Origin of the sequence: Pseudomonas sp. NY15356, assembly GCF_048068175.1 — a bacterium.
In the GTDB taxonomy this organism is placed as follows: Bacteria; Pseudomonadota; Gammaproteobacteria; order Pseudomonadales; family Pseudomonadaceae; genus Aquipseudomonas; species Aquipseudomonas putida_K.
The window spans coordinates 1-25,962 of the sequence record NZ_JBLUPW010000024.1; the positions used below are offsets into that span (position 1 = coordinate 1).

Below are 25,962 nucleotides of genomic sequence, written 5' to 3' on the forward strand. Positions count from 1 at the left end.
GGCGGGGGGGGGGCGGGGCCCGCGGTGGCGCCCCCCCGGCCCCCCCATCCCGGTTCGCGGGGGGCGCGTGGGGGCGCGCCGTGCCCCCGCGAAGCGCCCCAGCCATTCACGCCAGTTCGCGCAACACCTGCTTGGCCACCTTCCCGGTGGCATTGAGCGGCATGCGGTCGAGCACTCGAACCCGCCGCGGTACCTTGTAGTTGGCCATCTGCTCACGGCACCAGGCCAGGAATACCGCCTCGTCGATACGCTGCCCCGGCACCGGCAACAGAAACGCCATGGCCACTTCGCCCAGGCGCTCGTCGGCAATCCCGATCACCGCCGCCTGGGCCACGCCCGGGTAGCGCACCAGCGTCTGCTCGATCTCCGCGGGGTACACGTTGAACCCACCGGTGATGAACATGTCCTTCAAGCGATCGGTGATGCGCAGGTAGCCGCCTTCATCGAGCACGCCCACGTCCCCGGTATGCAACCACCCCTGGGCGTCGATCGCCTCGGCGGTGGCCTTCGGGTCGTCCAGGTAGCCGCGCATCAGGTTGTAGCCGCGTACCAGCACTTCGCCCGGCTGGTTGGCCGGCACTGGCTGCCCCTGCGAGTCGACGCAGCGCACTTCCACGTCCGGCATGGCTCGCCCGCAGGTGGTGGCCACTCGCTCGGCGCTGTCGCCGGCACGGCAGATGGTGACGAAGCCACAGGCCTCGGTCAGGCCATAGGCGGTGACGATGGTGGCGAAGCCCAGCTCGCTGCCCATGCGCCGGATCATCTCCACCGGGATCGATGCCGCGCCGGTCACGGCGATACGCAGGGAGCCCAGGTCATAGTCGCCGCGCCGGGGGTGGGCCAGCAGCGACTGGTACAAGGTAGGCGGGCCGGGCAGCACGTTGATGCGTTCGCGCTGGATGCAGTCGAGCAGGGCCTGGGTGTCGAACACCTGCTGCGGCAGGAGGGTGCACCCGCGCATCAGCGCTGCCACCCAGCCGGCCTTGTAGCCAAAGGAATGGAAGAACGGGTTGACGATCAGGTAGCGGTCCCCGGCCTGCAGCCCGACGATCGCGCTCCAGTCGCGCACCACCTGCAGGTTCTGGCCATGGCTGCTCATCACGCCCTTGGGCTTGCCCGAGGTGCCGGAGGTGAACAGCAGGTCCGACAGGGTATCGCCGTTCACCTGCTGTTCACGCTCGGCCAGCTGGGCCTCGCTCACCAGCTCCGCGAGGGCGAGGAAGTCGTCCCAGGCCAGGCCGTCGGCCACCTCGCCCTGGGGGCGCAGGTGGATCACCTGACGCAGCGCTGGCAGCGCCTGGTCGGCGAGCGAGGCCGGGTAGTCGGTGTCGAGGAAGCGGCTGATGCAGAACAGTACGCACGTGCCGCTGTCACGCAGCACCTGGGCCGCCTCGGCGCCTTTCATGCGGGTATTGAGCGGCACCAGGGTAGCGCCGACACTGTGTAGGGCACCGGTGGCGACGATCCATTCCCAAAGGTTGGGCGCCCACACCGCCACCCGCGCCGCCACCGGCACGTCCAGGGCCAGCAGGGCGCGCGCCGCCTGGCGGCGCAGCTGGTCCAGGCGCTGGTAGCTGATGGGCGGGCCGGCGTCTTCGATGGCCGGGCGCTCGCCATAGGCCTGGGCGGCCAGGGCGAACAGTTGCGGGAAGGTCTGGGCGTTTTCCACGGACGGCATGTGGCCTCCTCAGGCAGAGGATCGATGAACGAAGGGGAGAGCCGGGCACCGGCCCGGCCGAGTGGATCAGGCGCTGGGCGGGGCGAAGCGGCGGCCGGCGGAGAAGCCGCCATCCACGGCGATCATCTGCCCGCTGACGAACGATGCTTCGTCCGAGGCCAGGAACAGTGCGACATTGGCCACTTCCTCAGGCTGGCCGGAGCGGCTGAGCATGTGCTGCGAGGCGAAGAAGTCATGGAATGCCTGCTGTTCGCGCACCATGCTGGTCATCGGCGTTTCGATCAGGCCGGGGCACAGGCCGTTGACGCGGATGTTGGCGTGGCCATAATCGATGGCCATGCTGCGGGTCAGCTGGTTGATGCCGCCCTTGGAGACGTTGTAGGCGACGTTGCCGTCGCAGCCCTGCAGGCCGAAGATCGAGCCGATATTGATGATCGAGCCGCTGCGTTGGGCCTGCATCTGCCCCAGCACATGCTTGCTGGTGAGCATGCTGCCGGTCAGGTTGATGTCCAGCACCCGCTGCCAGTCGGCGGTGCTGGCGCTGGTGACGCTGCCCTGGCTGGCGACGCCGGCGGCATTGACCAACACGTCGAGGCGGCCGAAGCGCTGGATGACTTCGCTCATCACCTGCTGTACCTGCTCTTCGTTACGGACATCCAGGGTCATGAACAGGCCGGGGAAGTCCGCTGGCGGCTGGCCGACATCCAGCCCGACCACCTGGGCGCCTTCGGCGCTGAAACGACGCACGCAGGCCAGGCCGATGCCCGACGCACCGCCGGTGACCACCGCGACCTTGTTTTGCAAACGAGCCATATTCGAGCCTCTGTCTTTTATTGTTGTGGAGCTGTTGCTGTGGCGAGTCTACCTGTAATGCAGGACAGGCAGGATCGTCTGTAGGGACTAGGCCCGGCCGCACTGGTCCAATCGTGGGACAAGCCCCACAGTTTCAACGCGCCCTCTGTAGGCGCGGGCTTGCCCCGCGATTGGGCTGCAAAGCAGCCCCGCTCGACCTCAAGCCGGAAACTTCAACCGCACCCGCGCCCCTTGCGGATGCCCCTGGCACGCCAAGGTCCACCCGGCCTCCAACTCCGCCTTGCTGAGCACATCGTTACGCGAAAGTTGCGTCCGGCCTTCCTCCACGGTGCACATGCAGGCGCCGCAGAACCCTTCCTCGCACGAGAATGGCACATCCAGCCCGGCCGCCTTGCAGCTTTGCAGCAGCGTGTCCCCTGGGCGTGGCACGATCTCGTGGGTCGCGCCATCGAGCTCCACCACCAGCAGCTCGCACCCTGCACCCTCGACCTGTACCGGCACGGCTTCCTGGCTGTCCGGGTCGGGCGGTGAGACGAAGCGCTCCACATGGATGGCGTCACGCGCTTCGCCCAAGGCCAGCAGGGTACCTTCCACGGTATCCATGAATGGCCCCGGCCCGCAGATGAAGTAGTCCGCGCCGCGCCAGTGGCGTACCAGCTGGCGCACCTGGGCGGCATCGACGAAGCCCTGCACCGAGTCCAGCACATGCACCACCTGCAACTGTTCCGGGTGCGCCTTGGCAAGCGCGCGCAGCTCGTCGCGGAAGATCACCGAGGCTTCGTCGCGGTTGGCATACACCAGCAGCACCGGGCGCTGCCCGCTGTGCAGCACGGCCTTGAGCAAGGAGAACACCGGCGTGATGCCGGAGCCTCCGCCGAACAGCACCAGAGGCCGGCTGGCGTCGGTGGCCTGACGCTGGTCGATGCAGAAGTGTCCGGCCGGCGGCAGCACTTCGAGCCAGTCGCCGACTTGCACGTGCTGGTTCATCCAGTTGGACACCCGGCCACCCTCGACCCGCTTGATGGTCACCTTGGGCCGGGTGTCGGTCCAGGGCGAGCTGGACATCGAGTAGCAGCGGGTCAGACGCTTGCCGTCCACCGTCACCCGAAAGCTCAGGAACTGCCCCGGTTTGTAGGCGAAGCGCCCACGCAGCGCCTCAGGTACGTCGAACACCAGCGAGCGTGCGTCGGCGGTCTCGTCGATCACCGCGCACACCTGCAGGCGCAAGTCGCTGGCAGGGGATGCGCTGGCCTGGGCCTGGTCTGCAGCAGCCTGGATGTTCATGTCAGATGCCACTGATCAGTTGCGCGTTGTCCACCCGCAGCTCCGCGCCGTTGACGAAACGGGACTCGTCGCTGGCCAGGAACAGCACCACATTGGCGATGTCGCGCGGGGCGCACATACGGTTCATCGGGTCTTGGTCGAGCAACGCCTGGGGAATCGGCTGGCCGCCGGCCAGGGCCTGGGTCATCGGCGTGTTGACGCCATCGGGGTGCACGCTGTTGCAGCGGATGCGGTAGCCCTGCTGCTTGCAGTGCAAGGCGATGGAGCGGGTCATGGCCGCTACCGCGCCCTTGGAGGCAGAGTAGGCGCAGAACATCGGCATGGCGCCCAGGGCGGCGACCGACGACATGTTGATGATCGAGCCGCCACCGGTCTTCTTCATGGCCTCGATGGCGTATTTGCACCCGAGGAAGTAGCCCTCGCCGTTGACCTTCTGCACCTTCTGCCACAGCTCCAGGCTGGTGTCTTCGATGGTGCCGGTGGCCAGGATGGCGGCGTTGTTGACCAACACATCGAGGCGGCCGAAATGCGCCAGGGTGGTGGCGATCACCTGCTGCCAATCGCTTTCGCTGGCGATGTCGTGGCGAATGAACAGCGCGTTCTCGCCGATCTCGGCAGCGGCCTGGCGACCGGCGTGCTCGTTCAGGTCGGTGAGCACCACCCGGGCGCCCTCGCTGGCCAGCAGCAGGGCATCTTCGCGACCGATGCCGCTGGCGGCGCCGGTGACCAGGCAGACTTTGCCTTCTACACGTTGCATGGTTGTTCTCCTTGTGAGGCTCGGTGGCCGGCGGCCAGGCCGGCCACGTGGGCCGCGGCGCGCCGGCCGGAAAAGACGCAATCGGCCAGGGACAGGCCGGAAACGTAGAGGTTGGAAGCCACGCCCACGGCGCAGCGGCCGGCCGCGTACAGGCCCTCGATGGCTTGGTCTTGCGGGTCGAGTACCTGGCCGCTCTGCTCGCACACCCGCAACCCGCCCAGGGTCAGGGTCGGGCAGGGGTACAGGCGGCTGTCGTAGGACAGGTCCAGGCAGTACCAGGGGCCTTGGCCCAGATCATGGAGCATGGCCGGTGACTTGCCGTGCGGGTCGGCGATTTCGCCGCGCGCGGCGCGGTTGTAGGCGTCAACGCTGCGGCGCAGGGCCTCGACCGGCAGCCGGCAGCGCTGGGCCAGCTGTTCGAGGGTATTGCCACGGCGGCAGTTGAACAGCAGGTTGAGCAGTACCGGCAGACGCTGGAACGACCACACCTTGCCTGGGCCGACCTGCTGCAGCGCCTGGTTGCGCAAGCTGCGGTCGAGGATCAGCAAGGCACGGCCGTCCTGTTCCTCGACCATGGCGTGGCCCAGGGTGGCGCCGTACAGCTCTTCGTTGCAGTAGCGCTCGCCCCGGGCATTGACGATCAGCCCGCGAGCCCAGGCCAGCGGCGGGTTGATGAAGCGCCAGGCACTGACCTTGTCCATGCGTCCCAGGCTGCCGCCGGCGCTGCGGCCCAGCTCGATGCCGCTGCCGTCGCAGCCACTGCTGCCCAGGGGCAGGCCGTCGAGGTAGCGCGGCGCATGCTCGCCGAGCAGTTGGCGGTTGAACACGAAGCCGCCGCTGGCCAGCAGCACGCCGTGGTCGGCACGCACCAGCAGGGGCAGGGCGTGTCGCTGTTCGATGCGGTGCATGCCTGCTCGCAACCGCGCGGACACCGCCGGGGCGTACATGTGTACCGCCGCGGCCCAGCGCGTCAGGCGGGCATGCAGGCGTGCGACGCGGCTGCCTGCTGGCAGTTGCCAGGCTTCGACGCCCAGCACCTGGCCTTTTCGGTCGACCACCAGGCGCCGCACCTGGCACTGGGTACGTACGCGTACGCCGCGGCGCCGCGCGCTGTCGGCCAAGGCACGGAACAGGGCCGAGCCGGACATGCCGGTGCCCTTGGTCCGATGGCCGCGGGGGGCCGGGGCGGCCTCTACGGCGTAGGCCGGTACTGCCTCGTTGCCTGAGTAGTACAGGTAGTAGCTGTCGCTGGGGTAGGAGGTCTTGTGCGGCGCCATGCTGCCTTCGAACACTGCGCCCTGGCGCTCCAGCCAGGCCAACTGCTCCAGGCTGCCATCGCAGAACGTACGCAGGGTCTGTTCGCTCACCGCATCGCCGACTTCCCTGAGCAGGTAGTCGAACATTGCCTCGCTGCTGTCCGGGTAACCGGCCTGCAGCTGTTGCGGTGTGCCACCGCCGGCATACACCACGCCGCCGCTCAGGGCAGTGGCGCCACCGCCGGCGAAGCGCTCCAGGGCCAGCACCGAAAGGCCACGGCTGGCGGCCTCGATGGCAGCGCTGGCCCCGGCCCCGCCGAAGCCCACCACCACCAGGTCGGCGCGTTGCTGCCATTGCAACTGCTCGGCGTTGTCGACGCGAAGCGGTGCCTGCACCGCCTGCTCGCTCATGCTTGCGCCTCAGCTGGCACTGGCCGCGAGGGGCACAGGCTTGGCGGTGGTGGTGTAGTGCCCGTCCAGGTACACCAGCGGGGTGATGGTCGGCGTGGTGTGGATGCGCAGGATGCGGCCGATGAAGACGGTGTGGGTGCCGTAGGCGAACTGGCCGTCCTGGCGGCAGAGGATCGACGACTGGGCGTCGGCCAGGTAAGGGATGCCTTCGTCACTGGTCAGCCACTGGCCTTGGCCGAAGCGGGCTTCACCCTTGATGCTGCCGCTGCACAGGTGCGCCAGGTGCTGCTGCTCCAGGCCCAGGATGTTCACGCAGAAGCTCGCGCCGGCGGCCAGCGCCGCGTGGGGCGATGCGCTCTGGTTGACGCAGATCAGCAGTGACGGCGGCTCGGTGCTCAGCGAGTCCACCGCGGTGGCGGCCATGGCGAAACGCTGGCTGCCGTCGCTGGTGCTGATGATGGTCACCGACTTGGCCAGGCGGCGCATGGCCTGGAGCATGTCGGCTTTCAAATTATTGTTGTCGTTCATCGCACGCCCTCGGTTTGGCTGTTTCAGTGCGATGGATTCTTGCAAGGGGGGCAAGCCCCAACATCGTCCAACGGGACTAGTCGATGCAGGCCGCGCATGGTCCGTTTGAGGGATGCCGCGCCCGATTCACCTTGTTGCAATGCCCACGGTGGAGGCACAGCGCCTCTCTCGCACGCCCCGGGGAACGGGGCGACCAGAGGAGAACAAGAAGATGAATCAAGACCTCATGCGTCAACAGTTGCGCCAGCGCGCCCGTGAGCTGGTGCCCGTGCTGCGCGAGCGCGCCGAACAGGCCGCGCAGATGGGCCGCTTGCCGGAGGAGACCATCGCCGACTTCCACGAGGCGGGCTTCTTCCGCATCCTCCAGCCGGCCCGTTGGCAGGGGTTGGAGCTCGAACCGAAGGACTTCTTCGAGGTGCAGATGATCCTCGCCGAAGGCTGCATGTCGTCGGCCTGGGTACTGGGCGTGGTGGCCATCCACAACTGGCAGCTGGCGCTGTTCGACGACCGCGCCGCGCAGGATGTCTGGGGGCAGGACACCAGCGTGTTGATCTCCTCTTCCTATATGCCGGTGGGCAAGGTCGAGCGGGTGGAGGGCGGTTTCCGCCTGAGTGGGCGCTGGGGGTTCTCCTCGGGCAGCAAGCATTGCCAATGGGCCTTCCTCGGCGCCATGGTGCCGCCGGCTGAGCCGGGCGGTGCGCCAGACTACCGCACCTTCCTGGTGCCGCGTGCCGACTACCAGATTATCGACAACTGGAACGTGATGGGCCTGGAGGCCACCGGCTCCCATGACGTGCTGGTCGAAGACGCCTTCGTGCCTGAGTACCGCACCCACCGCGCCGTCGATGGCTTCATGCAGGACAGCCCGGGCAATGCGGTCAACACCTCGCCGCTTTATCGCCTGCCGTTCGGGCAGATCTTCGTGCGCGCGGTGTCTTCGTCGGCCATCGGCGCCCTGCAGGGGGCGGTGGACCACTTCATCGCCCACAACAAGGCGCGGGTGGCGGTCAATGATGGCCGCAAGGTGCTCCAGGACCCGGCCGCGCAAAGCGCCCTGGCCAACGCCATGGTCTGTGTCGACGAATGCCGCACCGTGCTGCTGCGCAATTTCGAGCTGATGCTCGACAACGCCCGCAGCGGCACGCCGCTGGACATGCAACTGCGGGTGAAGATGCGCTACGACTCGGCCCTGGTGGCCGACCGCTGCGCCAAGGTAGTGGCTGAGCTGATGTTCAACAGTGGCGCCTCGACCATCTTCCGTAGCCACCCGATCAACCGGGCGTTCCGCGACATCCATACCGGTCGTGCCCACGTGGCCAACAGCCCGGCCAAGTATGCCTGGAACCTCGGTGGCGTGAGCATGGGCCAGGACACCACGGACTTCTTCCTCTAGGCCGCAGCCTGCTCACCGAAACCGGCTAGTCCGTTTTAGGGATTCGAGCCCACCTGCGATGCCTGAGGATGTGACCAAGGCCGGCGCGTGCCGGCCAACGTCCACAGAACAACAAGGAACGCACATGAAATTCTCGCTGATTTACGAAGCCCAGACGATCGATGCCAGCCGCGAGGGTGACCGCAAGATTTTCGATGACACCGTCGAGCAGGCGGTGCTGGCCGACAAGCTGGGCTTCGACACCTTCTGGTGCGTGGAGCACACCGCGTTGACCAATTACTCGCACATGTCTGCCCCGGAAACCATGCTGGCCTTCGTCGCCGGCAAGACCGAGCGCATCGGCATCGGCCATGGTGTGGTGTGCCTGCCACCGGCGATGAACCACCCGGTCAAGGTGGCCGAGCGCATCGCCACTCTCGACCTGCTGTCCAAGGGCCGCGTGCATTTCGGCGTGGGCAAGGGCGGCACCCAGCAGGAGGCCGGCACATTCGGCTACGACCTGGCGACCCTGCAGCCGCAGATCGACGAAGCCATGTACCTGATTCCGAAGATGTTCGTGCAGGACGAGATCGAGCACCACGGCGACTTCGTCAAGATCCCCAAGCGACCGATCCACCCCAAGCCGTACCAGGACCCGCACCCGCCGATGTACCTGGCCTGCACCAACACCGATTCGTTGAAGAACGCTGGCGGGCGTGGCATGGGCGCGCTGGTGTTGGGCTTCGGTGGCCCTGAAGAGATTGCCAAGAAGGTCGAGGTGTATCACCAGGCCTTCGACAACCGTGATGCCCGCAACCAGGTGGGCTTCCGCCCCAACCGCCACATCGCCGCGCTGTGCCCGGCCATCGTGCTGGACGACAACGAAACCGCGCGCCGCATCGGCATCCGTGGCCAGCGCTATTTCATGGAGTCGCTGGGCTACTGGTACGGCGGTGGTGAGCGCCCTGACCCGGAGAAGTGGAAGGACGACACCTACGTCGACGGCAACGGGCAGGCGGTGATCAAGTCGCGCTTCGCCTCCGAGGAAGTGCGCGTCGATTTCTCCGACCCGACCATGGCGATGATGAACCCCAACCACGCCTACGGCACCGTCGAGGATTGCATCGGTTACGTGCAGCGCCTGATCGATGCCGGCGCCGACGAGATCCTGTTCATCTGCCAGATGGGCACCGTGCCGCAGTGGGCCCAGCTGGAGACCCTGCGCAACATCGGCGAGAAGGTCATTCCGCATTTCCGCAACAAGCAATAACCCCCAGGGGCGCTTTGCGCCCCAATCGCGGGACAAGCCCGCTCCTACAGGGACCTGCGTCACCCCTGTGGGAGCGGGCTTGTCCCGCGATTGGGCTGCATGGCAACCCCTTGGCCGGTAGTCCTATTGGACGATGACGCTCCACCGCCAACTGGCTTGAATACGACCATCCAAGAGCCCCAGCGGCTCGTGACAAGAACAACATGAGGAGATCGTGCATGGATATCCGTGGCCTGGGTTACGTCACCGTACGTTCCACCGACCTCGCGCAGTGGCGCCACTACGCCAGCCAGGTGCTGGGCATGATGGTGGTCGAGGACGAAAGCGGCGAACGCCTGTTCCTGAAGATGGACGAGCGCCCGTACCGCATCCTGGTGCAGCACAGCGCCCAGGACGGTTTCGGCGCCTGCGGCTGGGAAGTGGCCGGTCAGGCCGCTTTCGACCAGGCCGTGGCCGAACTGCACGCTGCTGGTGTGGCCGTGGAGCAGGGCAGCGCCGAGCAGGCCGCGCTGCGCCAGGTGCAGGCGCTGGCCCTGTTCGCCGACCCCGATGGCAATCGCCACGAGCTGTACTGGGGCCCGCGCCAGGACTTCGCCCGCTTCGTGTCCCCGGTGGGTGTGCGCAGCTTCGTCAGCGATGCCCTGGGCATGGGCCATGTGGTGCTGCCGGCACCGACCTTCGACCGTTGCCGCGACTTCTACGAACAGGTGATGGGCTTCGGCCTGTCGGACCTGATGAAAGTGCGTTTCACCCCGGATCCTGCCGAGCCGGAAAAGCGCATCCACTTCATGCACTGCAATAACGGCCGCCACCATTCGCTGGCGATCTTCGAATGCCCGGTGCCCAGTGGCTGCGTGCACATGATGGTCGAGGTCGATGGCCTGGACGAAGTCGGCCGCGCCCTGGACCGCATGCACGCCAATGGCGTGAAGCTCTCGGCCACCCTGGGCCAGCACACCAATGACCAGATGATTTCCTTCTACATGAAGACCCCCTCCGGGTTCGACCTGGAGTACGGCTGCGACGGCCTGGTGGTGGACTGGAGCCGCCACACCCCGTTCGAGAGCACGGTGGTCAGCCAATGGGGCCACGACTTCAGTGTCGGCCGCCAGTGAGGACAGTACCCATGGATAAACAGATGACCACGGCCCAGATGGTCGCCCAGCTGCGCGACGGCATGACCATCGGTATCGGCGGCTGGGGCCCGCGCCGCAAGCCCATGGCGCTGGTGCGCGAGATCCTGCGCTCGGACCTCAAGGACCTCACCGTCGTCGCCTACGGTGGTGCCGATGTCGGCCTGCTGTGCGCTGCCGGCAAGGTGAAGAAACTGATCTTCGCCTTCGTCTCCCTCGACTTCATCCCCCTCGAGCCGTACTTCCGCAAGGCACGCCAGGACGGGGCCATCGAGGTCATGGAAATCGATGAAGGCATGCTGCTGCTGGGCCTGCGCGCCGCCGCCATGAACGTGCCGTTCATCCCCACCGCGGTGGGCCTGGGCACCGACGTGCTGCGCCATAACCCGGAGATCAAGCTGATCGCCTCGCCCTACGCCGATGGTCGTGACTGGGTCGCGATGCCTGCGCTCAAGCTCGACGCTGCCCTGGTGCACGTCGACCGCGCCGATGCACGTGGCATCTGCCAGATCGCCGGCCCTGACCACTACATGGACGACCTGTTCGTGCGGGCCGCGGCACACACTTTCGTCACCTGCGACGAGCTGGTCGACAGCGCGTGGTTCCACGCCGACCCGGCCCGTGCCCACCAGGTGTTCTGGGAGCGCAACCTGACCACCGCCGTGGCCAATGTGCCCGGCGGCGCGCACCCCTCTTCCTGCGCGCCGCTGTATGGCTTCGATGTGCCGCACTTCAAGGCCTACGTGGCCTCGGCGCAGAGCGAAGAGGGCTGGCAGGCCTATGTCGAGCAGTACGTGGCCTGTTCCCACACCCAGTACCTGGAGCGTTGCGGGGGCCTCGAGGCCATCCGTCGACTGCCCCTGCCGGTTTTCTAAGCGAGGAACGCCATGACCCCTGCAACCTCCTACAGCCTCGCCGAATTGATGATCTGCGCCGCCGCTCAGGCCTGGCGCGACGACGGCGAAGTCCTGGCCACCGGTATCGGCGTGATCCCACGCCTGGCCGCCTCCCTGAGCATGCTCGACAACAACCCGCAGCTGATGATGACCGACTCGGAAGCCTACATGGTCGCCGAGCCGGTGCCGGTCGGCCCGCGCAACGGCTATGAGCCCAAGCGCGACAGTTGGATGGGCTTCTCGCGCATCTTCGACAACGTCTGGAGCGGCAAGCGCCACGCCATGATCGGCCCGATCCAGGTCGACCGCTTCGGCCAGGCCAACATTTCCTGCATCGGCGGCGACTACCACAAGCCCAAGGCGCAGATGCTCGGCGTGCGTGGCCTGCCGGGCAACTCCATCAGCCATGCCAACTCGTTCTACGTACCCAGCCACAACCGCCGGGTATTCGTCGAGGGCGAGTGCGACGTGGTCGCCTCGGTGGGCTACAACCCCGCGCGCCTGGCCCGTGGCTGGTCGCTGGACGACATCGACATCCGCCTGATCGTCACCGACCTGTGCGTGCTCGACTTCCTCGGGCCGCAACACCAGGTGCGGGTGCGCTCCTTGCACCCGGGCGTGAGCCTGGACGAGGTGCGCGACAACACAGGCTTTGCCCTGCACGTGCCCGAGCATTGCCCGGTGACCCCGGCGCCCACCGAGGCGCAGTTGCAGCTGATCCAGCAGCTGGACCCGCACAACCTGCGCGCCAGCCAGCTCAAGGACAACCCACCGGGCCAGCGCCAGGCGCGCTGACAGCCCGTACCCGCCAACCGCCTTGCCGGAGTGCAGTAATGAGCGAGCAAAACAACAAAGAGGCCGATGAGGTGGTGCTGTACGAAGTGCGTGGCGCGGTGGCCCTGGTCACCATGAACCGCCCCGAGTACCACAACGCCCAGAACTCGCGGATGACCTACGCCCTGGACGCCGCCTTCGCCCGCGCCTGCGCCGATGACCAGGTCAAGGTCATCGTCCTGTGCGGCGCTGGCAAGCACTTTTCCGCCGGCCATGACATCGGTACGCCCGGGCGCGACGTGGACCAGAGCTTCGAGCGCGTGAGCCTGTGGTACGACCATGTCGGCAAGCCGGGCGGCGAGTTCCTCTACGCCCGCGAGCAGGAGGTGTACCTGGGCATGTGTCGGCGCTGGCGGGACATCCCCAAGCCGACCATCGCCATGGTCCAGGGCGCCTGCATCGCCGGGGGCCTGATGCTGGCGTGGGTGTGCGACCTGATCGTGGCCAGCGACGATGCCTACTTCCGCGACCCGGTGGTGCGCATGGGGATTCCGGGCGTGGAGTATTTCGCCCACGTGCATGAGCTCAACCCACGTATCGCCAAGGAATTCCTGTTCCTCGGCGCGCCGATGCCGGCGGCGCGTGCCTACCAGATGGGCATGCTCAACCGCGTGGTGCCGCGCGAGCAGTTGGAGGTGCAAACCCTGGAGCTGGCCGCGCAGATCGCCCAGATGCCGCGCCTGGGCCTGCAGTTGAGCAAGCAGGCGGTCAACAACGCCGAAGACCTGATGGGCAAGCGCGCCACCATGGACATGGTGTTCGGCCTGCACCACTTCGCCCATGCCCACAATGAACTGGTGTCGGGCGACCGCCTGGGCGGTTACGACGCCAAGGCCATGGCCAGCTCCCAGCGCGACCAGGGGAGGGCATGAGCATGGCCGTGTCGCTCGAGACCCGCCTGACCGCCTTGCTCGGGTGCCGCTACCCGATCGTCCAGACCGCCATGGGCTGGGTCGCCGACCCGCGCCTGGTGGCGGCCACCTGCAATGCCGGCGGCTTTGGCTTCCTCGCCGGGGCGACCATCGAACCGCAGCAGATGGAGGCCGCGATCCTCGAAACCAGGCGCCTGACCGACCGCCCGTTCGGGGTCAACTTCCACATGTACCAGGCCAACGCCGAACAGATCGTCGAGCTGGTGGTGCGCCACCAGGTGCGCGCGGTCAGCTACAGCCGCTCGCCGGGCAAGCAGATGATCGCTCGGCTCAAGGACGCCGGCGTGGTCTGCATGCCCACCGTGGGCGCCCTCAAGCACGCGCAGAAGGCCGTGGAGATGGGCGCCGACGTGGTGACCGTGCAGGGCGGCGAGGGCGGCGGCCATACCGGCGCCGTGCCCACCGCCATGCTGCTGGGCCAGGTGCTCGATGCCGTCGAGGTGCCGGTGGTGGCCGCCGGTGGTTTCAAGGATGGCCGCGGGCTGGTATCGGCCCTGGCCCAGGGTGCCGACGGCATCGCCATGGGCACGCGCTTTCTAATGACCGCCGACAGTCCGGTGCCCCAGGCCACCCTGGCGCGCTACCTGGCGGTCAAGGACCCGGCGGCGGTGATCGTCAGCCGGGCCATCGATGGCCTGCCGCAACGCATGATCCGCAACGAGCTGCTCGATGAGCTCGAGTCCGGCAGCGGCCTGCGCCGCTGGCTGCTGGCCGTGCGCAGCGGGCTGGCCTACCGCCGCCACACCGGCCTTGGCCTGGGCCAGTTGCTCGGCAGCGCCCTGAAGATGCGCCGCGACGGTGGGCTCAGCGCCGCCCAGAGCCTGATGGCCGCCAACGCGCCGATGGTCATCCAGAAGGCCATGGTCGAAGGCCGCCCGGCCGAGGGCGTGCTGCCGGCCGGCCAAGTGGCCGCGGGCATCGACAGCCTGCCGGGGTGCGCCGAACTGATCGCGCAGATCGTCCAGGACGCCGAGCAGCGCCTGGGCGCGCTGTGCTGCCGAATTTCGTAAGGGGGAAACCGAATGCAACCATTCAGTGTCAGCATTGACAACGGCATCGCCGAGATGGTCTTCGACCATCCCCCGGTCAATGCCTTCAACAGCCGGGGCTGGGCCGACATCGCCAGCACCCTCCAGGCGCTGGGCGAAGACGAGCAGGTGCGGGTCATCGTCATTCGCGCCGAAGGCCGTGGCTTCTGCGCTGGGGTCGACATCAAGGAACTGGCTGCCGACGGTAATCTGATCGTCGCGGTCAACAAGGGCAACTACGACACCTTCAAGGCCGTGCACCGCAACAAGGTGCCGGTGATCGTCGCCGTGCATGGCTTTGTCCTGGGGGGCGGCATCGGTATCTGCGGCGCCGCCGACATCGTCGTCGCCGCCGACTGTGCCCGCTTCGGCGTGCCCGAGGTGGACCGCGGCGCCATGGGCGGCGGTGCCCACCTGCAGCGCCTGTTCCCGGTGCAGAAGGTGCGCCATATGTACTTCACCGGCGAGATGATCGATGCCGCCGAGGCCTACCGCCTGGGCGCAGTCGAACGCGTGGTACCGCGCGAGCAATTGCGCGAGACCGCGCTGGGCATCGCCGCATCCATCGCCGCCAAGAGCCCGGCGATGATCCGCCTGGCCAAGGAAGCGCTCAACGGCATCGAGGACGGCAACCTGGAAGACAAGTACCGCTGGGAGCAAGGCTTCACCCTGGAAGCCTACCGTACCCAGGACTCCCAGGAAGCCCGCGACTCGTTCGTCGAGAAGCGCAACGCCAATTTCAACGGTTGAGGGAGCGAACATGGACCTAACCTACACACCGGCCCAGCAGGCCTTGCGCGCCGAGGTGCGGGCCTGGCTGCAGGCCAACGTGCCGGCCCAACCACTGCCCTCGTTCGACACCGAGGAGGGGTTCGCCGCTCACCGCGCCTGGGAAGCACGCCTGAACGAAGGGCGCTGGGGCATGGTCACCTGGCCGACCCGCCTGGGCGGGCGTGGTTGCGACCTGATCGAATGGCTGATCTTCGAAGAAGAGTACTACCGCGCCAACGCCCCGGCGCGGGTCAACCAGAACGGCATCTTCCTGCTCGGGCCCACCCTGATGGAATACGGTACCGAGGAGCAGAAAGCGCGCTTCCTGCCCCGCATGGCCACCGGCCAGGATATCTGGGCCCAGGGATGGTCCGAGCCCGGCGCCGGCTCCGACATGGCGGCGATCCGTTCGCGGGCCGAGCGTGACGGTGACCATTACGTGATCAATGGCCAGAAGACCTGGTCCACTCGCGCGGTCTGGGCCGACTGGGTGTTCGGCATCTTCCGCACCGACCCTGGCTCCCAGCGTCACCACGGCCTGACCTTCATCCTGGTGCCGCTGGACAGCCCTGGCATCACCGTGCGGCCGATCCCCCAGCTCAATGGCTTGCCGGGCTTCGCCGAAATCTTCTTCGACGATGTACGTGTGCCGGTGGAGAACGTGCTGGGCGGCGAGGGCATGGGCTGGCACGTGGCGATGTCCACGGCCGGCTTCGAACGTGGCCTGATGCTGCGCTCGCCGGCGCGCTTCCAGGAAACTGCCCGGCGCCTGGTGCAGCTGTACCAGGCCAACCGCGAGAGCGCCGACCGCGACCCGGCCATCGGCGAAGCGGTGATGCGTGCCTGGCTGGATGCCGAAGCCTACACCCAGCAGACCTACATGACCGCCTCGCAGCTGGTCAAGGGTGGGCGTATCGGGCCTGAGTCCTCGACCAACAAGATCTTCTGGTCCGAGCTTGACCTGCGCATGCACGAAACCGCCATGAGCATCCTTGGCCTACGCGGCGAGCTATTGCCCGAGGCCCCGGCCGCAGGCGACGTCGGCCATTGGCTGGACGGCTTCCTGTTCGCCCAGGCCGGGCCGATCTATGCCGGCACCAACGAGATCCAGCGCAACATCATCGCCGAACGCATGCTCGGCATGCCGCGTGCCTGAGGGAGAGACCATGGACTTCAGTTTCAACAGCGACCAGTTGCTCTTCCAGGACAATGTGCGCAGTTTCTTGATCAACGAAGTGACCCCTGAACGTATCCGCGAACTGTGGCTGACCGACAGCGGCCGCTGCGACCAGCTCTGGGCGCAGTTGGTGGAGCTGGGCCTGACCGGCCTGACCGTACCGGAACAGTATGGCGGCATGGGCCTGGGGGCCCTGGACTTCGTCTTGCTGGCCCAGGAATGCGGCTACGCTGGGCTGCCCGAGCCGCTGGTGGAGACCATGCTGGTGGCGGTGCCGCTGCTGGCCGAGCTGGGCGAGGCCCACGAGGGACTCAAGCACGACTGGCTGGGGCGTGTGGCCGAAGGGCAGGCACGCCTGGCGGTGTGCGAGCCGGGCAACCCGCTGGTCAGCGACGCCCACGTCGCCGACCTGCTGCTGCTCAGCCACGGCGATGAACTGCATGCAGTACCCCGCGAGGACGTCGACCTGGTACGCAACCCGTCGGTCGACCCCAGCCGCCAGCTGTTCCAGGTGGTCTGGACGCCGGGTGCGGCCACCTGCGTGGCCCGTGGCGAGGCGGCGGCGCGGCTGCTGGCGCGGGCTTTCGAGCGCGGTGCGCTGGGCTGTGCGGCGCAGCTGCTGGGCCTGGCCAAGCGCATGGTGGACCTGGCGGTGGACTACAGCTTCGAGCGCAAGCAGTTCGGCAAGCCGATCGGTTCGTTCCAGGCGGTCAAGCACTTGATGGCCAATGTCGCGGTGCGCATCGAGTTCGCCAAGGGCCCGCTTTACCGCGCAGCCCACGCCGTGGCCAACGACGAGCCGGGGCAGGCGCTGGCCGTTTCCCATGCACGCCTGGCGACCTCGGAGGCTGCGCTGCTCGCTGCGCGCAACGCCATCCAGACCCACGGTGCGATGGGCTACACCTGGGAGGTCGACCTGCAGCTGTTCATGAAGCGCGCCTGGGCGCTGGACAAGACCTGGGGCGACCACGCCCTGCACAAGGCGCGGATCCGCGAGGCGCTGTTCGATCGCGAACAGGCCATCGGTGCCGGCACCACCTTCTGACGCATGGCCTGTGTGGGAGCGGGCTTGTCCCGCGATCGAGGGCGAAGCCCTCGCGCAGGGCAGGCTTGGCCCTGTCGCGGGACAAGCCGCTCCCACAGGGTCTGCGTCGATTCAACACGATGTGTTTTGTGAGGTAGAAGATGCCTGAAGCTTATATCGTCGATGCCCTGCGCACACCTACCGGGCGGCGCAAGGGCGGCCTGGCGCACGTTCATGCAGCGGACCTGGGCGGCCATGTGCTGCGCGCCCTGGTCGAGCGCAACTCGATTCCTGACCACGACTACGATGACGTGATCTTCGGCTGCGTCGACACCATCGGCCCGTTGGCCGGGGACATCGCCCGCACCGCCTGGCTGGCGACCGGGCTCAGCCAGGCGGTGCCGGGCACCACCATCGACCGCCAGTGCGGTTCCTCCCAGCAAGCGGTGCATTTCGCCGCCCAGGCGGTGATGAGCGGCACTCAGGATGTGGTGGTCGCCGGTGGCGTGCAGACCATGACCCAGATTCCCATCTCGTCGGCTATGACCGCCGCCGAACCGCTGGGCTTCAGTGACCCGTTCACCGGCTCCGAGGGCTGGGTGCGTCGCTACGGCGCGACCCCGCCGACCCAGTTTCGCGCCGCGCAGATGATCGCCGAGCATTGGCAGCTCAGCCGCCAGGCGCTGGAGGCCTACTCGCTGGAGTCCCATCGCCGGGCCCTGCGTGCCATCGAACAAGGGTATTTCAAGCGCGAGATCGTGCCTCTGGCCGGCGTCGAGCATGACGAAACCCCACGCCACACCAACCTGGAGAAAATGGCCGAACTGGAAAGCCTGTTCGGCTGCGACCGGGTCACTGCTGGCGTATCGAGCCAGACCTGCGACGCCGCCAGTGCCGTGCTGATCGTCTCCGAGGCCGCGCTCAAGCGCTACAACCTCACGCCCCGGGCACGCATCCACCACATGAGCGTGCGTGCCGACGACCCGGTCTGGATGCTCACTGCGCCCATCCCGGCTACCGCCTACGCCCTCAAGCGTGCCGGCATGCGCCTGGACGACATCGACCGGGTGGAGATCAACGAGGCCTTCGCCTCGGTGGCCATGGCCTGGCTCCGCGAGACCGGCTACCCCCATGCCCAGACCAACGTCAACGGCGGCGCCATCGCCCTGGGCCACCCGTTGGGAGCCACCGGTACCCGGCTGATGTGCAGCTTGCTCCATGAGCTGGAGCGCAGTGGCGGCCGCTATGGCCTGCAGACCATGTGCGAAGGCGGCGGCCAGGCCAACGTGACCATCATCGAGCGCCTGTAAGCGCAGGAGAAATACCCATGAGCAGTTGCAACAACCGAGTCGTGGTCATCACTGGCTCCGGTGGCGGCCTGGGCCGTGCCTACGCCCTGGCTTTCGCCGCCGAGGGCGCCAAGGTGGTGGTCAACGACATCAACCGTGACGCCGCAGCAGCGGTGGTCGCGCAGATCCGCGAGCAGGGTGGCCAGGCCATCGCCAACAGCAACGACATCACCCACTACGAGGATGCCGGGCGCATCGTCGCGGCGGCGCTGGAGGCGTTCGGCGGCCTCGACGTGGTGGTGAACAACGCCGGGATCTGCCGTGACCGCATGTTCGCCAGCCTCACCGAAGCGGACTGGGACGCGGTGGTGGCGGTGCACCTCAAAGGTCACTTCTGCCTCTCCAGCCACGCCGTGCGCCATTGGCGCGAGCAGGCCAAGAACGGCATGCAAGTCGATGCGCGGATCATCAACACCAGCTCCGGCGCAGGCCTGCAGGGCTCGATCGGGCAGTCCAACTATGCCGCGGCCAAGGGCGGCATCGCGTCGCTGACCTTGGTCCAGGCCGCCGAGCTCGCCCGCTATGGCATCACCGTCAATGCGCTGGCCCCGGCCGCGCGCACCGGCATGACCGAGGGCGTGTTCGGCGAGGTGATGAAGAAGCCGGAGGAGGGCTTCGACTACTTTGCCCCGGAGAACGTCGCGCCGGTGGTGGTATGGCTGGGTTCCAGCGACTCGGCAGGCGTCACCGGGCAGATGTTCGAAGTCGAAGGGGGCAAGCTGTCCATCGCCGACGGTTGGCGCCGTGGGCCACAGGTCGACAACCAAGGCCGCTGGGCCGTCACCGAGGTGGGCGCGGCCGTCGGCGAGCTGTTGGCGCGCGCCGTGCCGGCGCAGAAAGTCTACGGCACCTGAATCGCTTTTTTCGCCAGCAGGGCGAGCCGCACCACATGCCAGGGTGGTGCGGTTTTTTTTCGCGCGGGATTTGATGAGGGTACGGTTTGAGCCTTGTGAGAGGGCGAAAATCGAGCGCCGCCCGCGCGGCGCATCGCGAGCTGTGCTCGCTCCTACGTTTGTTTCGGACCAATTATTCCTGGGGGATTTTCGCGCGGACGCTTTGGCGGCTGACGCAAGATCGTGTCGTACCGACCAGGCGGTCGCGCGCGCCTGTCACAGGCGTTACTGGCCGTAAACAAACGTAGGAGCGAGCGCAGCTCGCGATGCGCCGCGCGGGCGGCGCTGTCGTATTGCTTTCACAAATTTAGTAGTCCAATTGGCCGATTCCCGCCGCCGCGCATCTGGCCACACTCGCAGGTACCCCCGCCAGACGAGTAGAAGACGCCGCGATGGACTTTGCATTCAGCGACGAGCAGGAAATGATCCGCGCATCGGCCGAGGGCTTTCTCGCCGATGTTTCCGACTGTGCCGCCGTGCGCGCGGCGATGGTCAGCGAACGCGGTTACGACACCGACCTCTGGCAGCGCCTGTGCAGCGAGATGTACTGGCCTGCCATCCATATTCCCGAAGCCTATGGCGGCTTGGGCCTGGGATTCGTCGAGCTGGCCATCCTGCTCGAGCAGATGGGCCGGCGCTTGCTGTGCTCACCCTTCTTCGCCACCGCCTGCCTGGCCACGCCGGCGCTGCTGCTGGCCGGCAGCGAAGCGCAGAAACAGCGCTGGCTGCCCGCCATTGCCGAGGGCCGGGTGCGTGGCACCCTGGGCTTTGGTGACGGCGGTGCCTGGACCGTCCACGGCATCAGCGTCACGGCCACGCCCGAAGGTGACGGCTATGTCCTGGATGGCGAATATGCGCAAGTGATCGATGGCTACAGCGCTGACCTGCTGGTGGTCGCGGCGCGCCTGGCCGGCAGCTCGGGTGAGCAGGGCATCGGCCTGTTCCTGGTCGAAGCCGGGCAGGCGGGCCTGGCACGCCAGTGGCAGCCGACCATGGATCAGACCCGCCGCCTGGGCCGTATACGCTTCACGCGCCTGTACGTGGCTCCGGACGCGGTGCTAGGCGAGGCCGGCAACGCCTGGCCGCGGTTGCAGGACGTGTTGCGCCTGGCCTGCGTGGGCCTGGCCGTCGAGCAGGTGGGTGGGGCCCAGCAGGCGCTGGACCTGAGCGTGGCCTACCTGCAGGAGCGCCAGCAGTTCGGCCGCCCCCTGGCCAGTTTCCAGGCCCTCAAGCACCGCGCCGCCGACATGATGCTGCAGGTCGAGTGCGCGCGCTCGGCCTGCTACTACGCCGCCTGCGTCGCCCAGGAAGCGCTGGATCCTGCCGGTGATGCACATGTGGCGGCCGAGCTGCCACTGGCCGCGGCCCTGGCCAAGTCGCAGTGCTCCCAGGCGTACTTCCACTGCGCGGCGGAGTCGATCCAGCTGCACGGCGGTGTGGGCTTCACCTGGGAGTACGACCCGCATCTGTACTTCAAGCGTGCCCGGGCCAGCGAGAGCTACCTCGGTGCACCGGCCTGGCATCTGCAGCAGGTCGCCAATGTGATTATCGGGGAGCAGCCATGAAGATCCGTTTCAGTGAGCAGGACGAGCGTTTCCGCCAGGAGATCGCCGACTGGATGGCCGCCAACCTGCAGGGCGAGTTCGAGGCCCTGCGTTTTCGTGGCGGCCCGGGCGACGAACACATGTTCCCCGAAGAGCGCAAGGCCTGGGAGCGCAAGCTCGCCGAAGGTGGCTGGACGTGCGTGGGCTGGGCGCCGGAGCATGGTGGGCGTGGCCTGTCGATCAGCCAGCAGGTGATCTTCCACGAAGAGTACGCCCGCGCAGGCGGCCCGGGGCGCATGGGCCATATCGGCGAAGGCCTGGCCGGCCCGACCATCGCCGCCTTCGGCAGCCAGGAGCAGAAACGCCGCTTCCTGCCTGGCATCGTCCAGGGCACCACGTTCTGGTGCCAGGGCTATTCCGAGCCCGGCGCAGGCTCCGACCTGGCCGCGGTGAAGACTCGTGCGGCCCAGGACGTCAACGGCGACTGGCGGATCAACGGGCAGAAGGTCTGGACCTCCCTGGCCCATGAGTCGGACTGGTGCTTCGTGCTGGCCCGTACCGAGCCGGGCAGTGTCGGCCACCATGGCCTGTCGTTCCTGCTGGTGCCGATGGACCAGCCGGGTATCAGCGTGCGGCCGATCGAACAGATGACCGGTACCTCGGAGTTCAACGAAGTGTTCTTCGACGACGCGCGCACCGAGGCTGCCAATATCGTCGGCCAACCGGGCGAGGGCTGGAAGATCGCCATGGCCCTGCTGGGCTTCGAGCGCGGGGTGTCCACCCTCGGCCAGCAGATGCAGTTCCAGAACGAACTCGACGAAATCATCGCCATTGCCCGGCGCAACGGTGCCGACCGCGACCCGCACCTGCGCCAGCGCCTGGCCGAGGCGTGGTGCGGCTTGCGCATCCTGCGCTACAACTCGCTGCGCATGCTCTCCGGGCCCCAGGACGGCTCGCTGCGCCGCGAGGCGACCATCTACAAGCTGGGCTGGTCGAGCTGGCACGCCAACCTCGGCAAGCTGGCCATGGACGTGCTCGGCCCCCAGGCCGAGCTGCTCGAGGCCGCCCCCTACCAGCTGAGCCGCCTGCAGTCGCTGTACCTGTTCAGCCGCGCCGACACCCTGTACGGCGGCAGCAACGAGATCCAGCGCAACATCATTGCCGAGCGCGCCCTGGGTATGCCCCGGGAACCGCGGCCACGTCCCTGATCGAGGAGTTCTTGCATGTCCGTTCCACACTATGTTCCCGGCCACGGCCTGCTGCGTGGCAAATCGGTGCTGATCACCGCCGCCGCTGGCTCCGGTATCGGCTTCTCCGCGGCGCTGCGTGCGGCCGAGGAGGGCTGCCGGGCCCTGATGATCAGCGACATCCATGAAGGCCGGCTGGGCGAGGCGGTGGCACGCATCCGCGAAGCCACCGGGCTGCTGGCCGTGTACGGACAGTTGTGCAACGTCACCGACGAAACCCAGGTGCGTGAGCTGGTCGACGCCGCCGAGCGCGAGTTGGGCGGCGTCGACGTGCTGATCAACAATGCCGGCCTGGGCGGCTCGCGCGCCCTGGTGGACATGCCCGATGAAGAATGGCAGCGGGTCATCGACGTGACCCTCACCGGCACCATGCGCATGACCCGCGCCATGCTCCCACACATGATCGAGCGCCATGCCGGGATCATCGTCAACAACGCCTCGGTGCTCGGCTGGCGCGCGCAGAAGCAGCAGGCCCACTACGCTGCGGCCAAGGCCGGGGTCATGGCCCTGACCCGCTGCGCCGCGGTGGAGGCGGCCGAGCATGGCATCCGCATCAATGCGGTGAGCCCGAGCATCGCCATGCACGATTTCCTGGCCCGCTCCGCGCCCCAGGCGGTGCTCGATCAGCTGGCGGCCAACGAGGCCTTCGGCCGTGCAGCCGAAGTCTGGGAGGTAGCCAATGTGATGATGTTCCTGGCCAGTGACTACAGCTCGTACATGACCGGCGAAGTGCTGTCGGTTTCCAGCCAGAGGGCCTGAGCATGACCCGAGTATTCGAGGCGCCCCAGGCGCTGCACGAGGCGGTGGGGCAGGCGCTGGGCGAGAGTGACTGGCTGTTGGTGGACCAGGCGCGCATCGACCTGTTCGCCGAAGCCAGTGGTGATCACCAGTGGATCCACGTCGACCCGCAGCGCGCTGCCCAGGGGCCGTTCGGCGCCTGTATCGCCCACGGTTACCTGAGCCTGGCCCTGGTCAACCTGTTCCTGCCGCAGATCATCGAGGTGCGAGGCATCGCCATGGGAGTCAATTATGGCTGCGAGCGCGTGCGCTTCCCCTCGGTGGTGCGGGTGGGCTCGCGGGTACGTGGCAGCGCCGTGCTGCTGTCGACCGAGGCGGTCGGCGACGGCGTGCAGGCAGTGATTCGCGTCAGCGTCGAGATCGAAGGCCAGGAGCGTCCTGGCTGCGTGGTCGACACCATCAGCCGTTACTACCCGGCCTAGGCCGTCCAAGGAGTTGAGCATGAACGAAGCAGTGATCGTGTCCACGGCGCGTACGCCGATCGGCAAAGCCTTCCGTGGCGCCTTCAACGACACCGAGGCACCGACCCTTGGCGGCCATGTGGTAGCCGAGGCGGTGCGCCGCGCCGGCATCGCGCCGGAGGAAGTGGACGATGTGATCATCGGCGCCGCCGCCCAGCAGGGCACCCAGGCCTACAACCTCGGGCGCCTGTGCGCTACGGCGGCCGGCCTGCCGGCACAGGTGTCCGGCATGGCCGTGGAGCGCCAGTGCGCCTCGGGCCTGATGAGTATCGCCATCGCCGCCAAAGGCATCGTCTGCAACGAGCTCGACATCGCCGTGGCCGGCGGCCTGGAGTCGATCTCGCTGGTGCAGAACAAGCACAAGAACACCTACCGCAACCAGTCCGCCCTAGTGCTCGAGCGTGACCCGACGGCCTACATCCCGATGATCGAGACCGCCGAGATCGTCGCCCAGCGCTACGGCATCAGCCGTCAGGAGCAGGACGCCTACAGCCTGCAGAGCCAGCTGCGCACGGCGCGCGCTCAGCAGGCCGGGCTGTTCGACCTGGAGCTGGCGCCACTGGCCACCCAGAAGCTGCTGGTGGACAAGGCCACCGGCGAAAGCCACCATGAAGCCGTGACCCTGCGCCAGGACGAATGCAACCGCGCCGATACCAGCGCCGCCAGCCTGGCGGCCCTGGAGCCGGTGTGGGCGGGAGGACAGTGGACCGGGCCAGGGCGGTTCATCACCGCCGGCAACGCCTCGCAACTGTCCGATGGCGCCTCGGCCTCGGTGCTCATGAGCGCCCGCCTGGCCGAACAACGCGGCCTGCAACCGCTGGGTATCTATCGCGGCCTGGCGGTGGCGGGCTGCAACGCCGACGAAATGGGCATCGGGCCGGTGTATGCGATTCCCAAGCTGCTCAAGCGCCATGGGCTGAAGGTCGATGACATTGGTCTGTGGGAGCTCAACGAAGCGTTCGCCTGCCAGGTGCTGTACTGCCGTGACACCCTGGGCATCGACAACGACCGCCTCAACGTCAACGGTGGCGCGATCGCCATCGGTCACCCGTTCGGCATGTCCGGGGCGCGGATGGTCGGCCATGCGCTGATCGAGGGCAGGCGCCGGGCCGTGCGTTATGTGGTGGTGAGCATGTGCATCGGCGGTGGCATGGGCGCCGCTGCATTGTTCGAGGTGGCCTGAGATGGGCTTGCCGACAGCACAGCAGGTCCAGGCCATCATGCAGCGTTATGTCGAGCGGGTGGATGCCGGTGATATCGATGGCACCCTCCAGCTCTATGCCGAAAATGCCACCGTCGAGGACCCGGTGGGCCAGGCGCCGTTGCAGGGCATCGACCAGATCGCCGAGTTCTACCGCCAAGGGTTGGGTCAGATGAAGGTCAGCGCGACCCTCACCGGGCCGGTACGTGCCAGCCATAGCGGCTGTGGCGCCATGCCGTTTCGGGTCGACATGCAGTGGCAAGGGCAAGACTGCTCGTTGCATGTGATCGACGTGATGACGTTCGACGAACAAGGGCTTATCAGCAGCATGAAGGCCTATTGGAGCGAGGTGAACGTGGTGCCCCGCTGAGTCTTCGATCCCGGCCAGCCATGTGATATGCGGCGGCCGGGCGCAGACGAAGACATGCCCGGGGTTCTTTCGTCGGTTATTGCTCTTTTGCCGCATCGAGGAACGCTGGGCGCTCCCCGCCACCATGCACCGCCACATCCGCGCCACTGACATAGCGGGCCAGGGGCGAGGCCAGGTACAGGCAGGTGTCGCCGATGTCGTCCGGCTCGGCCAGGCGCCCCAGGGGCACCGTGGCGGCCACCTGGGCCTGCTGCTGGGCATCACCATAATGCAGTTCGGCCTGCTCGGTAAGGATCAAGCCGGCAGTGATGGCATTGACCCGCACCTTGGGCGCCCACTCCACCGCCAGCGAGCGGGTCAGGTTGAGCAGGCCTGCCTTGGCTGCGCCATAGGCGGCGGTGCCAGGTGAGGGGCGGGTGGCGCTGACGCTGCAGATGTTGATGATGCTGCCGCCCTCGGCCTGTTCCTGCATCACCCGGTTGGCCAGCTGGCTCAGGTTCAGCGGCGCCAGCAGGTTAAGCCGCACGATCGACTCGCTGAAGCGCGGCGAGGCGCTGGCGGCTTCGGCGAATGGTGCGCCACCGGCGTTGTTGACCAACACATCGAGACGGCCGAAGTACTTCAGGATGCCACCTACCAGGTGCTCCAGTTGCTCCAGGTCACGCACGTCGCATTGCATGAACACGGCCTGGCGGCCTCCACCGCTGGGCAGACGCTCTGGTGCCTGGCGGCCACAGATGACCACCTGCGCGCCGCATTCGAGAAAGCGTCGGGTAATCCCACGGCCCACGCCCTTGGCACCGCCGGTGACCAGGACGACCTTGCCGCGAAAATCCAATGGGTCTTGCATGGGGATGCCTTTCGTTTGTCAGAAGTGTCCCTCGATGCTAGGCGGCAGCTGCCCTCGGGCATACGTCCAAAGGGACTAGAAAAAG

General features: G+C 67.3%; 25 protein-coding genes. 18 read left to right on the forward strand and 7 right to left on the reverse strand.

Annotated features, from left to right (window positions below; genetic code table 11):
* Nucleotides 1–106: 106 nt before the first annotated feature.
* The 6 genes from ACNFCI_RS17965 to ACNFCI_RS17990 form a co-directional block, all read right to left on the reverse strand.
* Entirely contained in the window at nucleotides 107–1,678 is a 1,572-nt protein-coding gene (locus ACNFCI_RS17965) for a FadD3 family acyl-CoA ligase (protein ID WP_324813411.1), read from the reverse strand.
* A gap of 66 nt (nucleotides 1,679–1,744) precedes the next feature.
* A complete protein-coding gene (locus ACNFCI_RS17970) occupies nucleotides 1,745–2,491 on the reverse strand; it encodes an SDR family NAD(P)-dependent oxidoreductase (RefSeq protein WP_084857932.1) in 747 nt (248 codons plus the stop codon).
* 198 nt (nucleotides 2,492–2,689) lie between these two features.
* The gene (locus tag ACNFCI_RS17975; protein WP_368829752.1) at nucleotides 2,690–3,775 is read right to left on the reverse strand and encodes a 2Fe-2S iron-sulfur cluster-binding protein; all 1,086 of its coding nucleotides are present in this window, start codon (nucleotides 3,773–3,775) and stop codon (nucleotides 2,690–2,692) included.
* A 1-nt stretch (nucleotide 3,776) separates the two neighbouring features.
* Entirely contained in the window at nucleotides 3,777–4,532 is a 756-nt protein-coding gene (locus tag ACNFCI_RS17980) for a glucose 1-dehydrogenase (RefSeq protein WP_084857934.1), read from the reverse strand.
* A complete protein-coding gene (locus tag ACNFCI_RS17985; protein ID WP_368829753.1) occupies nucleotides 4,520–6,199 on the reverse strand; it encodes an FAD-binding protein in 1,680 nt (559 codons plus the stop codon). The genes ACNFCI_RS17980 and ACNFCI_RS17985 overlap by 13 nt, the downstream gene beginning before the upstream one ends.
* Nucleotides 6,200–6,208: 9 nt before the next feature.
* Nucleotides 6,209–6,727, reverse strand: a complete 519-nt coding sequence (locus ACNFCI_RS17990) for a flavin reductase family protein (RefSeq protein WP_224458923.1) — start codon at nucleotides 6,725–6,727, stop codon at nucleotides 6,209–6,211.
* 211 nt (nucleotides 6,728–6,938) lie between these two features.
* On the opposite strand from ACNFCI_RS17990, the gene ACNFCI_RS17995 reads away from it, so the two are divergent.
* The 18 genes from ACNFCI_RS17995 (at nucleotide 6,939) to ACNFCI_RS18080 (ending at nucleotide 25,027) form a co-directional block, all read left to right on the forward strand.
* A complete protein-coding gene (locus tag ACNFCI_RS17995; protein WP_368829754.1) occupies nucleotides 6,939–8,120 on the forward strand; it encodes a flavin-dependent monooxygenase in 1,182 nt (393 codons plus the stop codon).
* A gap of 124 nt (nucleotides 8,121–8,244) precedes the next feature.
* Nucleotides 8,245–9,369, forward strand: a complete 1,125-nt coding sequence (locus ACNFCI_RS18000; protein WP_084857938.1) for an LLM class flavin-dependent oxidoreductase — start codon at nucleotides 8,245–8,247, stop codon at nucleotides 9,367–9,369.
* A 218-nt stretch (nucleotides 9,370–9,587) separates the two neighbouring features.
* Entirely contained in the window at nucleotides 9,588–10,484 is an 897-nt protein-coding gene (locus ACNFCI_RS18005; protein WP_368829755.1) for a VOC family protein, read from the forward strand.
* Nucleotides 10,485–10,495: 11 nt separating this feature from the next.
* Nucleotides 10,496–11,377, forward strand: coding sequence for a CoA transferase subunit A (locus ACNFCI_RS18010; RefSeq protein ID WP_224458926.1), 882 nt, complete (start codon nucleotides 10,496–10,498; stop codon nucleotides 11,375–11,377).
* Between the two features lie 12 nt (nucleotides 11,378–11,389).
* Nucleotides 11,390–12,193 (forward strand): CoA-transferase subunit beta, encoded by an 804-nt coding sequence (locus ACNFCI_RS18015; protein ID WP_084857941.1) that lies wholly within the window; start codon nucleotides 11,390–11,392, stop codon nucleotides 12,191–12,193.
* A gap of 38 nt (nucleotides 12,194–12,231) precedes the next feature.
* Entirely contained in the window at nucleotides 12,232–13,104 is an 873-nt protein-coding gene (locus ACNFCI_RS18020) for an enoyl-CoA hydratase (protein WP_084857942.1), read from the forward strand.
* 2 nt (nucleotides 13,105–13,106) lie between these two features.
* Nucleotides 13,107–14,174, forward strand: coding sequence for an NAD(P)H-dependent flavin oxidoreductase (locus ACNFCI_RS18025; protein ID WP_368829756.1), 1,068 nt, complete (start codon nucleotides 13,107–13,109; stop codon nucleotides 14,172–14,174).
* Between the two features lie 12 nt (nucleotides 14,175–14,186).
* Nucleotides 14,187–14,942: an enoyl-CoA hydratase family protein gene (locus ACNFCI_RS18030; RefSeq protein WP_084857943.1), complete on the forward strand. Its 756-nt coding sequence runs from the start codon at nucleotides 14,187–14,189 to the stop codon at nucleotides 14,940–14,942.
* Nucleotides 14,943–14,952: 10 nt separating this feature from the next.
* Nucleotides 14,953–16,119, forward strand: a complete 1,167-nt coding sequence (locus ACNFCI_RS18035) for an acyl-CoA dehydrogenase family protein (protein ID WP_084857944.1) — start codon at nucleotides 14,953–14,955, stop codon at nucleotides 16,117–16,119.
* Nucleotides 16,120–16,129: 10 nt separating this feature from the next.
* A complete protein-coding gene (locus ACNFCI_RS18040) occupies nucleotides 16,130–17,185 on the forward strand; it encodes an acyl-CoA dehydrogenase family protein (RefSeq protein ID WP_368829758.1) in 1,056 nt (351 codons plus the stop codon).
* Between the two features lie 140 nt (nucleotides 17,186–17,325).
* Nucleotides 17,326–18,474, forward strand: coding sequence for an acetyl-CoA C-acetyltransferase (locus ACNFCI_RS18045; protein WP_368829759.1), 1,149 nt, complete (start codon nucleotides 17,326–17,328; stop codon nucleotides 18,472–18,474).
* 17 nt (nucleotides 18,475–18,491) lie between these two features.
* Nucleotides 18,492–19,367 carry an SDR family oxidoreductase gene (locus tag ACNFCI_RS18050; RefSeq protein WP_368829760.1) on the forward strand — a complete coding sequence of 292 codons (876 nt, stop codon included), beginning with the start codon at nucleotides 18,492–18,494 and terminating at the stop codon, nucleotides 19,365–19,367.
* Between the two features lie 431 nt (nucleotides 19,368–19,798).
* A complete protein-coding gene (locus ACNFCI_RS18055) occupies nucleotides 19,799–20,971 on the forward strand; it encodes an acyl-CoA dehydrogenase family protein (RefSeq protein ID WP_416768091.1) in 1,173 nt (390 codons plus the stop codon).
* On the forward strand, nucleotides 20,968–22,158 hold the full coding sequence (locus tag ACNFCI_RS18060) for an acyl-CoA dehydrogenase family protein (RefSeq protein WP_368829761.1): 1,191 nt from the start codon (nucleotides 20,968–20,970) through the stop codon (nucleotides 22,156–22,158). The genes ACNFCI_RS18055 and ACNFCI_RS18060 overlap by 4 nt, the downstream gene beginning before the upstream one ends.
* 15 nt (nucleotides 22,159–22,173) lie before the next feature.
* Nucleotides 22,174–22,956 carry an SDR family oxidoreductase gene (locus ACNFCI_RS18065; RefSeq protein WP_084857950.1) on the forward strand — a complete coding sequence of 261 codons (783 nt, stop codon included), beginning with the start codon at nucleotides 22,174–22,176 and terminating at the stop codon, nucleotides 22,954–22,956.
* Between the two features lie 2 nt (nucleotides 22,957–22,958).
* Entirely contained in the window at nucleotides 22,959–23,417 is a 459-nt protein-coding gene (locus ACNFCI_RS18070) for a MaoC family dehydratase (RefSeq protein WP_084857951.1), read from the forward strand.
* Between the two features lie 19 nt (nucleotides 23,418–23,436).
* Nucleotides 23,437–24,639 (forward strand): acetyl-CoA C-acyltransferase, encoded by a 1,203-nt coding sequence (locus ACNFCI_RS18075; RefSeq protein WP_368829762.1) that lies wholly within the window; start codon nucleotides 23,437–23,439, stop codon nucleotides 24,637–24,639.
* Nucleotides 24,640–24,646: 7 nt separating this feature from the next.
* Nucleotides 24,647–25,027: a steroid Delta-isomerase gene (locus ACNFCI_RS18080; RefSeq protein ID WP_416768095.1), complete on the forward strand. Its 381-nt coding sequence runs from the start codon at nucleotides 24,647–24,649 to the stop codon at nucleotides 25,025–25,027.
* A gap of 76 nt (nucleotides 25,028–25,103) precedes the next feature.
* On the opposite strand, the gene ACNFCI_RS18085 is transcribed toward ACNFCI_RS18080, so the two are convergent.
* Nucleotides 25,104–25,877, reverse strand: coding sequence for an SDR family oxidoreductase (locus tag ACNFCI_RS18085; RefSeq protein WP_084857953.1), 774 nt, complete (start codon nucleotides 25,875–25,877; stop codon nucleotides 25,104–25,106).
* Nucleotides 25,878–25,962: the final 85 nt, after the last annotated feature.

Excerpts from the sequence above, each read along its gene's own strand:
- ACNFCI_RS18055 (WP_416768091.1), top strand. The coding sequence starts at position 19,799 with ATGGACTTTGCATTCAGCGACGAGCAGGAAATGATCCGCGCATCGGCC.
- ACNFCI_RS17975 (WP_368829752.1), bottom strand. The coding sequence starts at position 3,775 with ATGAACATCCAGGCTGCTGCAGACCAGGCCCAGGCCAGCGCATCCCCT.
- ACNFCI_RS17980 (WP_084857934.1), bottom strand. The coding sequence starts at position 4,532 with ATGCAACGTGTAGAAGGCAAAGTCTGCCTGGTCACCGGCGCCGCCAGC.
- ACNFCI_RS18010 (WP_224458926.1), top strand. The coding sequence starts at position 10,496 with ATGGATAAACAGATGACCACGGCCCAGATGGTCGCCCAGCTGCGCGAC.
- ACNFCI_RS18025 (WP_368829756.1), top strand. The coding sequence starts at position 13,107 with ATGGCCGTGTCGCTCGAGACCCGCCTGACCGCCTTGCTCGGGTGCCGC.
- ACNFCI_RS18070 (WP_084857951.1), top strand. The coding sequence starts at position 22,959 with ATGACCCGAGTATTCGAGGCGCCCCAGGCGCTGCACGAGGCGGTGGGG.
- ACNFCI_RS18015 (WP_084857941.1), top strand. The coding sequence starts at position 11,390 with ATGACCCCTGCAACCTCCTACAGCCTCGCCGAATTGATGATCTGCGCC.
- ACNFCI_RS17990 (WP_224458923.1), bottom strand. The coding sequence starts at position 6,727 with ATGAACGACAACAATAATTTGAAAGCCGACATGCTCCAGGCCATGCGC.
- ACNFCI_RS18040 (WP_368829758.1), top strand. The coding sequence starts at position 16,130 with ATGGACTTCAGTTTCAACAGCGACCAGTTGCTCTTCCAGGACAATGTG.
- ACNFCI_RS18000 (WP_084857938.1), top strand. The coding sequence starts at position 8,245 with ATGAAATTCTCGCTGATTTACGAAGCCCAGACGATCGATGCCAGCCGC.
- ACNFCI_RS18020 (WP_084857942.1), top strand. The coding sequence starts at position 12,232 with ATGAGCGAGCAAAACAACAAAGAGGCCGATGAGGTGGTGCTGTACGAA.
- ACNFCI_RS18085 (WP_084857953.1), bottom strand. The coding sequence starts at position 25,877 with ATGCAAGACCCATTGGATTTTCGCGGCAAGGTCGTCCTGGTCACCGGC.
- ACNFCI_RS18045 (WP_368829759.1), top strand. The coding sequence starts at position 17,326 with ATGCCTGAAGCTTATATCGTCGATGCCCTGCGCACACCTACCGGGCGG.
- ACNFCI_RS18075 (WP_368829762.1), top strand. The coding sequence starts at position 23,437 with ATGAACGAAGCAGTGATCGTGTCCACGGCGCGTACGCCGATCGGCAAA.
- ACNFCI_RS18050 (WP_368829760.1), top strand. The coding sequence starts at position 18,492 with ATGAGCAGTTGCAACAACCGAGTCGTGGTCATCACTGGCTCCGGTGGC.
- ACNFCI_RS17995 (WP_368829754.1), top strand. The coding sequence starts at position 6,939 with ATGAATCAAGACCTCATGCGTCAACAGTTGCGCCAGCGCGCCCGTGAG.
- ACNFCI_RS18060 (WP_368829761.1), top strand. The coding sequence starts at position 20,968 with ATGAAGATCCGTTTCAGTGAGCAGGACGAGCGTTTCCGCCAGGAGATC.
- ACNFCI_RS17970 (WP_084857932.1), bottom strand. The coding sequence starts at position 2,491 with ATGGCTCGTTTGCAAAACAAGGTCGCGGTGGTCACCGGCGGTGCGTCG.
- ACNFCI_RS17985 (WP_368829753.1), bottom strand. The coding sequence starts at position 6,199 with ATGAGCGAGCAGGCGGTGCAGGCACCGCTTCGCGTCGACAACGCCGAG.
- ACNFCI_RS18030 (WP_084857943.1), top strand. The coding sequence starts at position 14,187 with ATGCAACCATTCAGTGTCAGCATTGACAACGGCATCGCCGAGATGGTC.
- ACNFCI_RS17965 (WP_324813411.1), bottom strand. The coding sequence starts at position 1,678 with ATGCCGTCCGTGGAAAACGCCCAGACCTTCCCGCAACTGTTCGCCCTG.
- ACNFCI_RS18005 (WP_368829755.1), top strand. The coding sequence starts at position 9,588 with ATGGATATCCGTGGCCTGGGTTACGTCACCGTACGTTCCACCGACCTC.
- ACNFCI_RS18065 (WP_084857950.1), top strand. The coding sequence starts at position 22,174 with ATGTCCGTTCCACACTATGTTCCCGGCCACGGCCTGCTGCGTGGCAAA.
- ACNFCI_RS18035 (WP_084857944.1), top strand. The coding sequence starts at position 14,953 with ATGGACCTAACCTACACACCGGCCCAGCAGGCCTTGCGCGCCGAGGTG.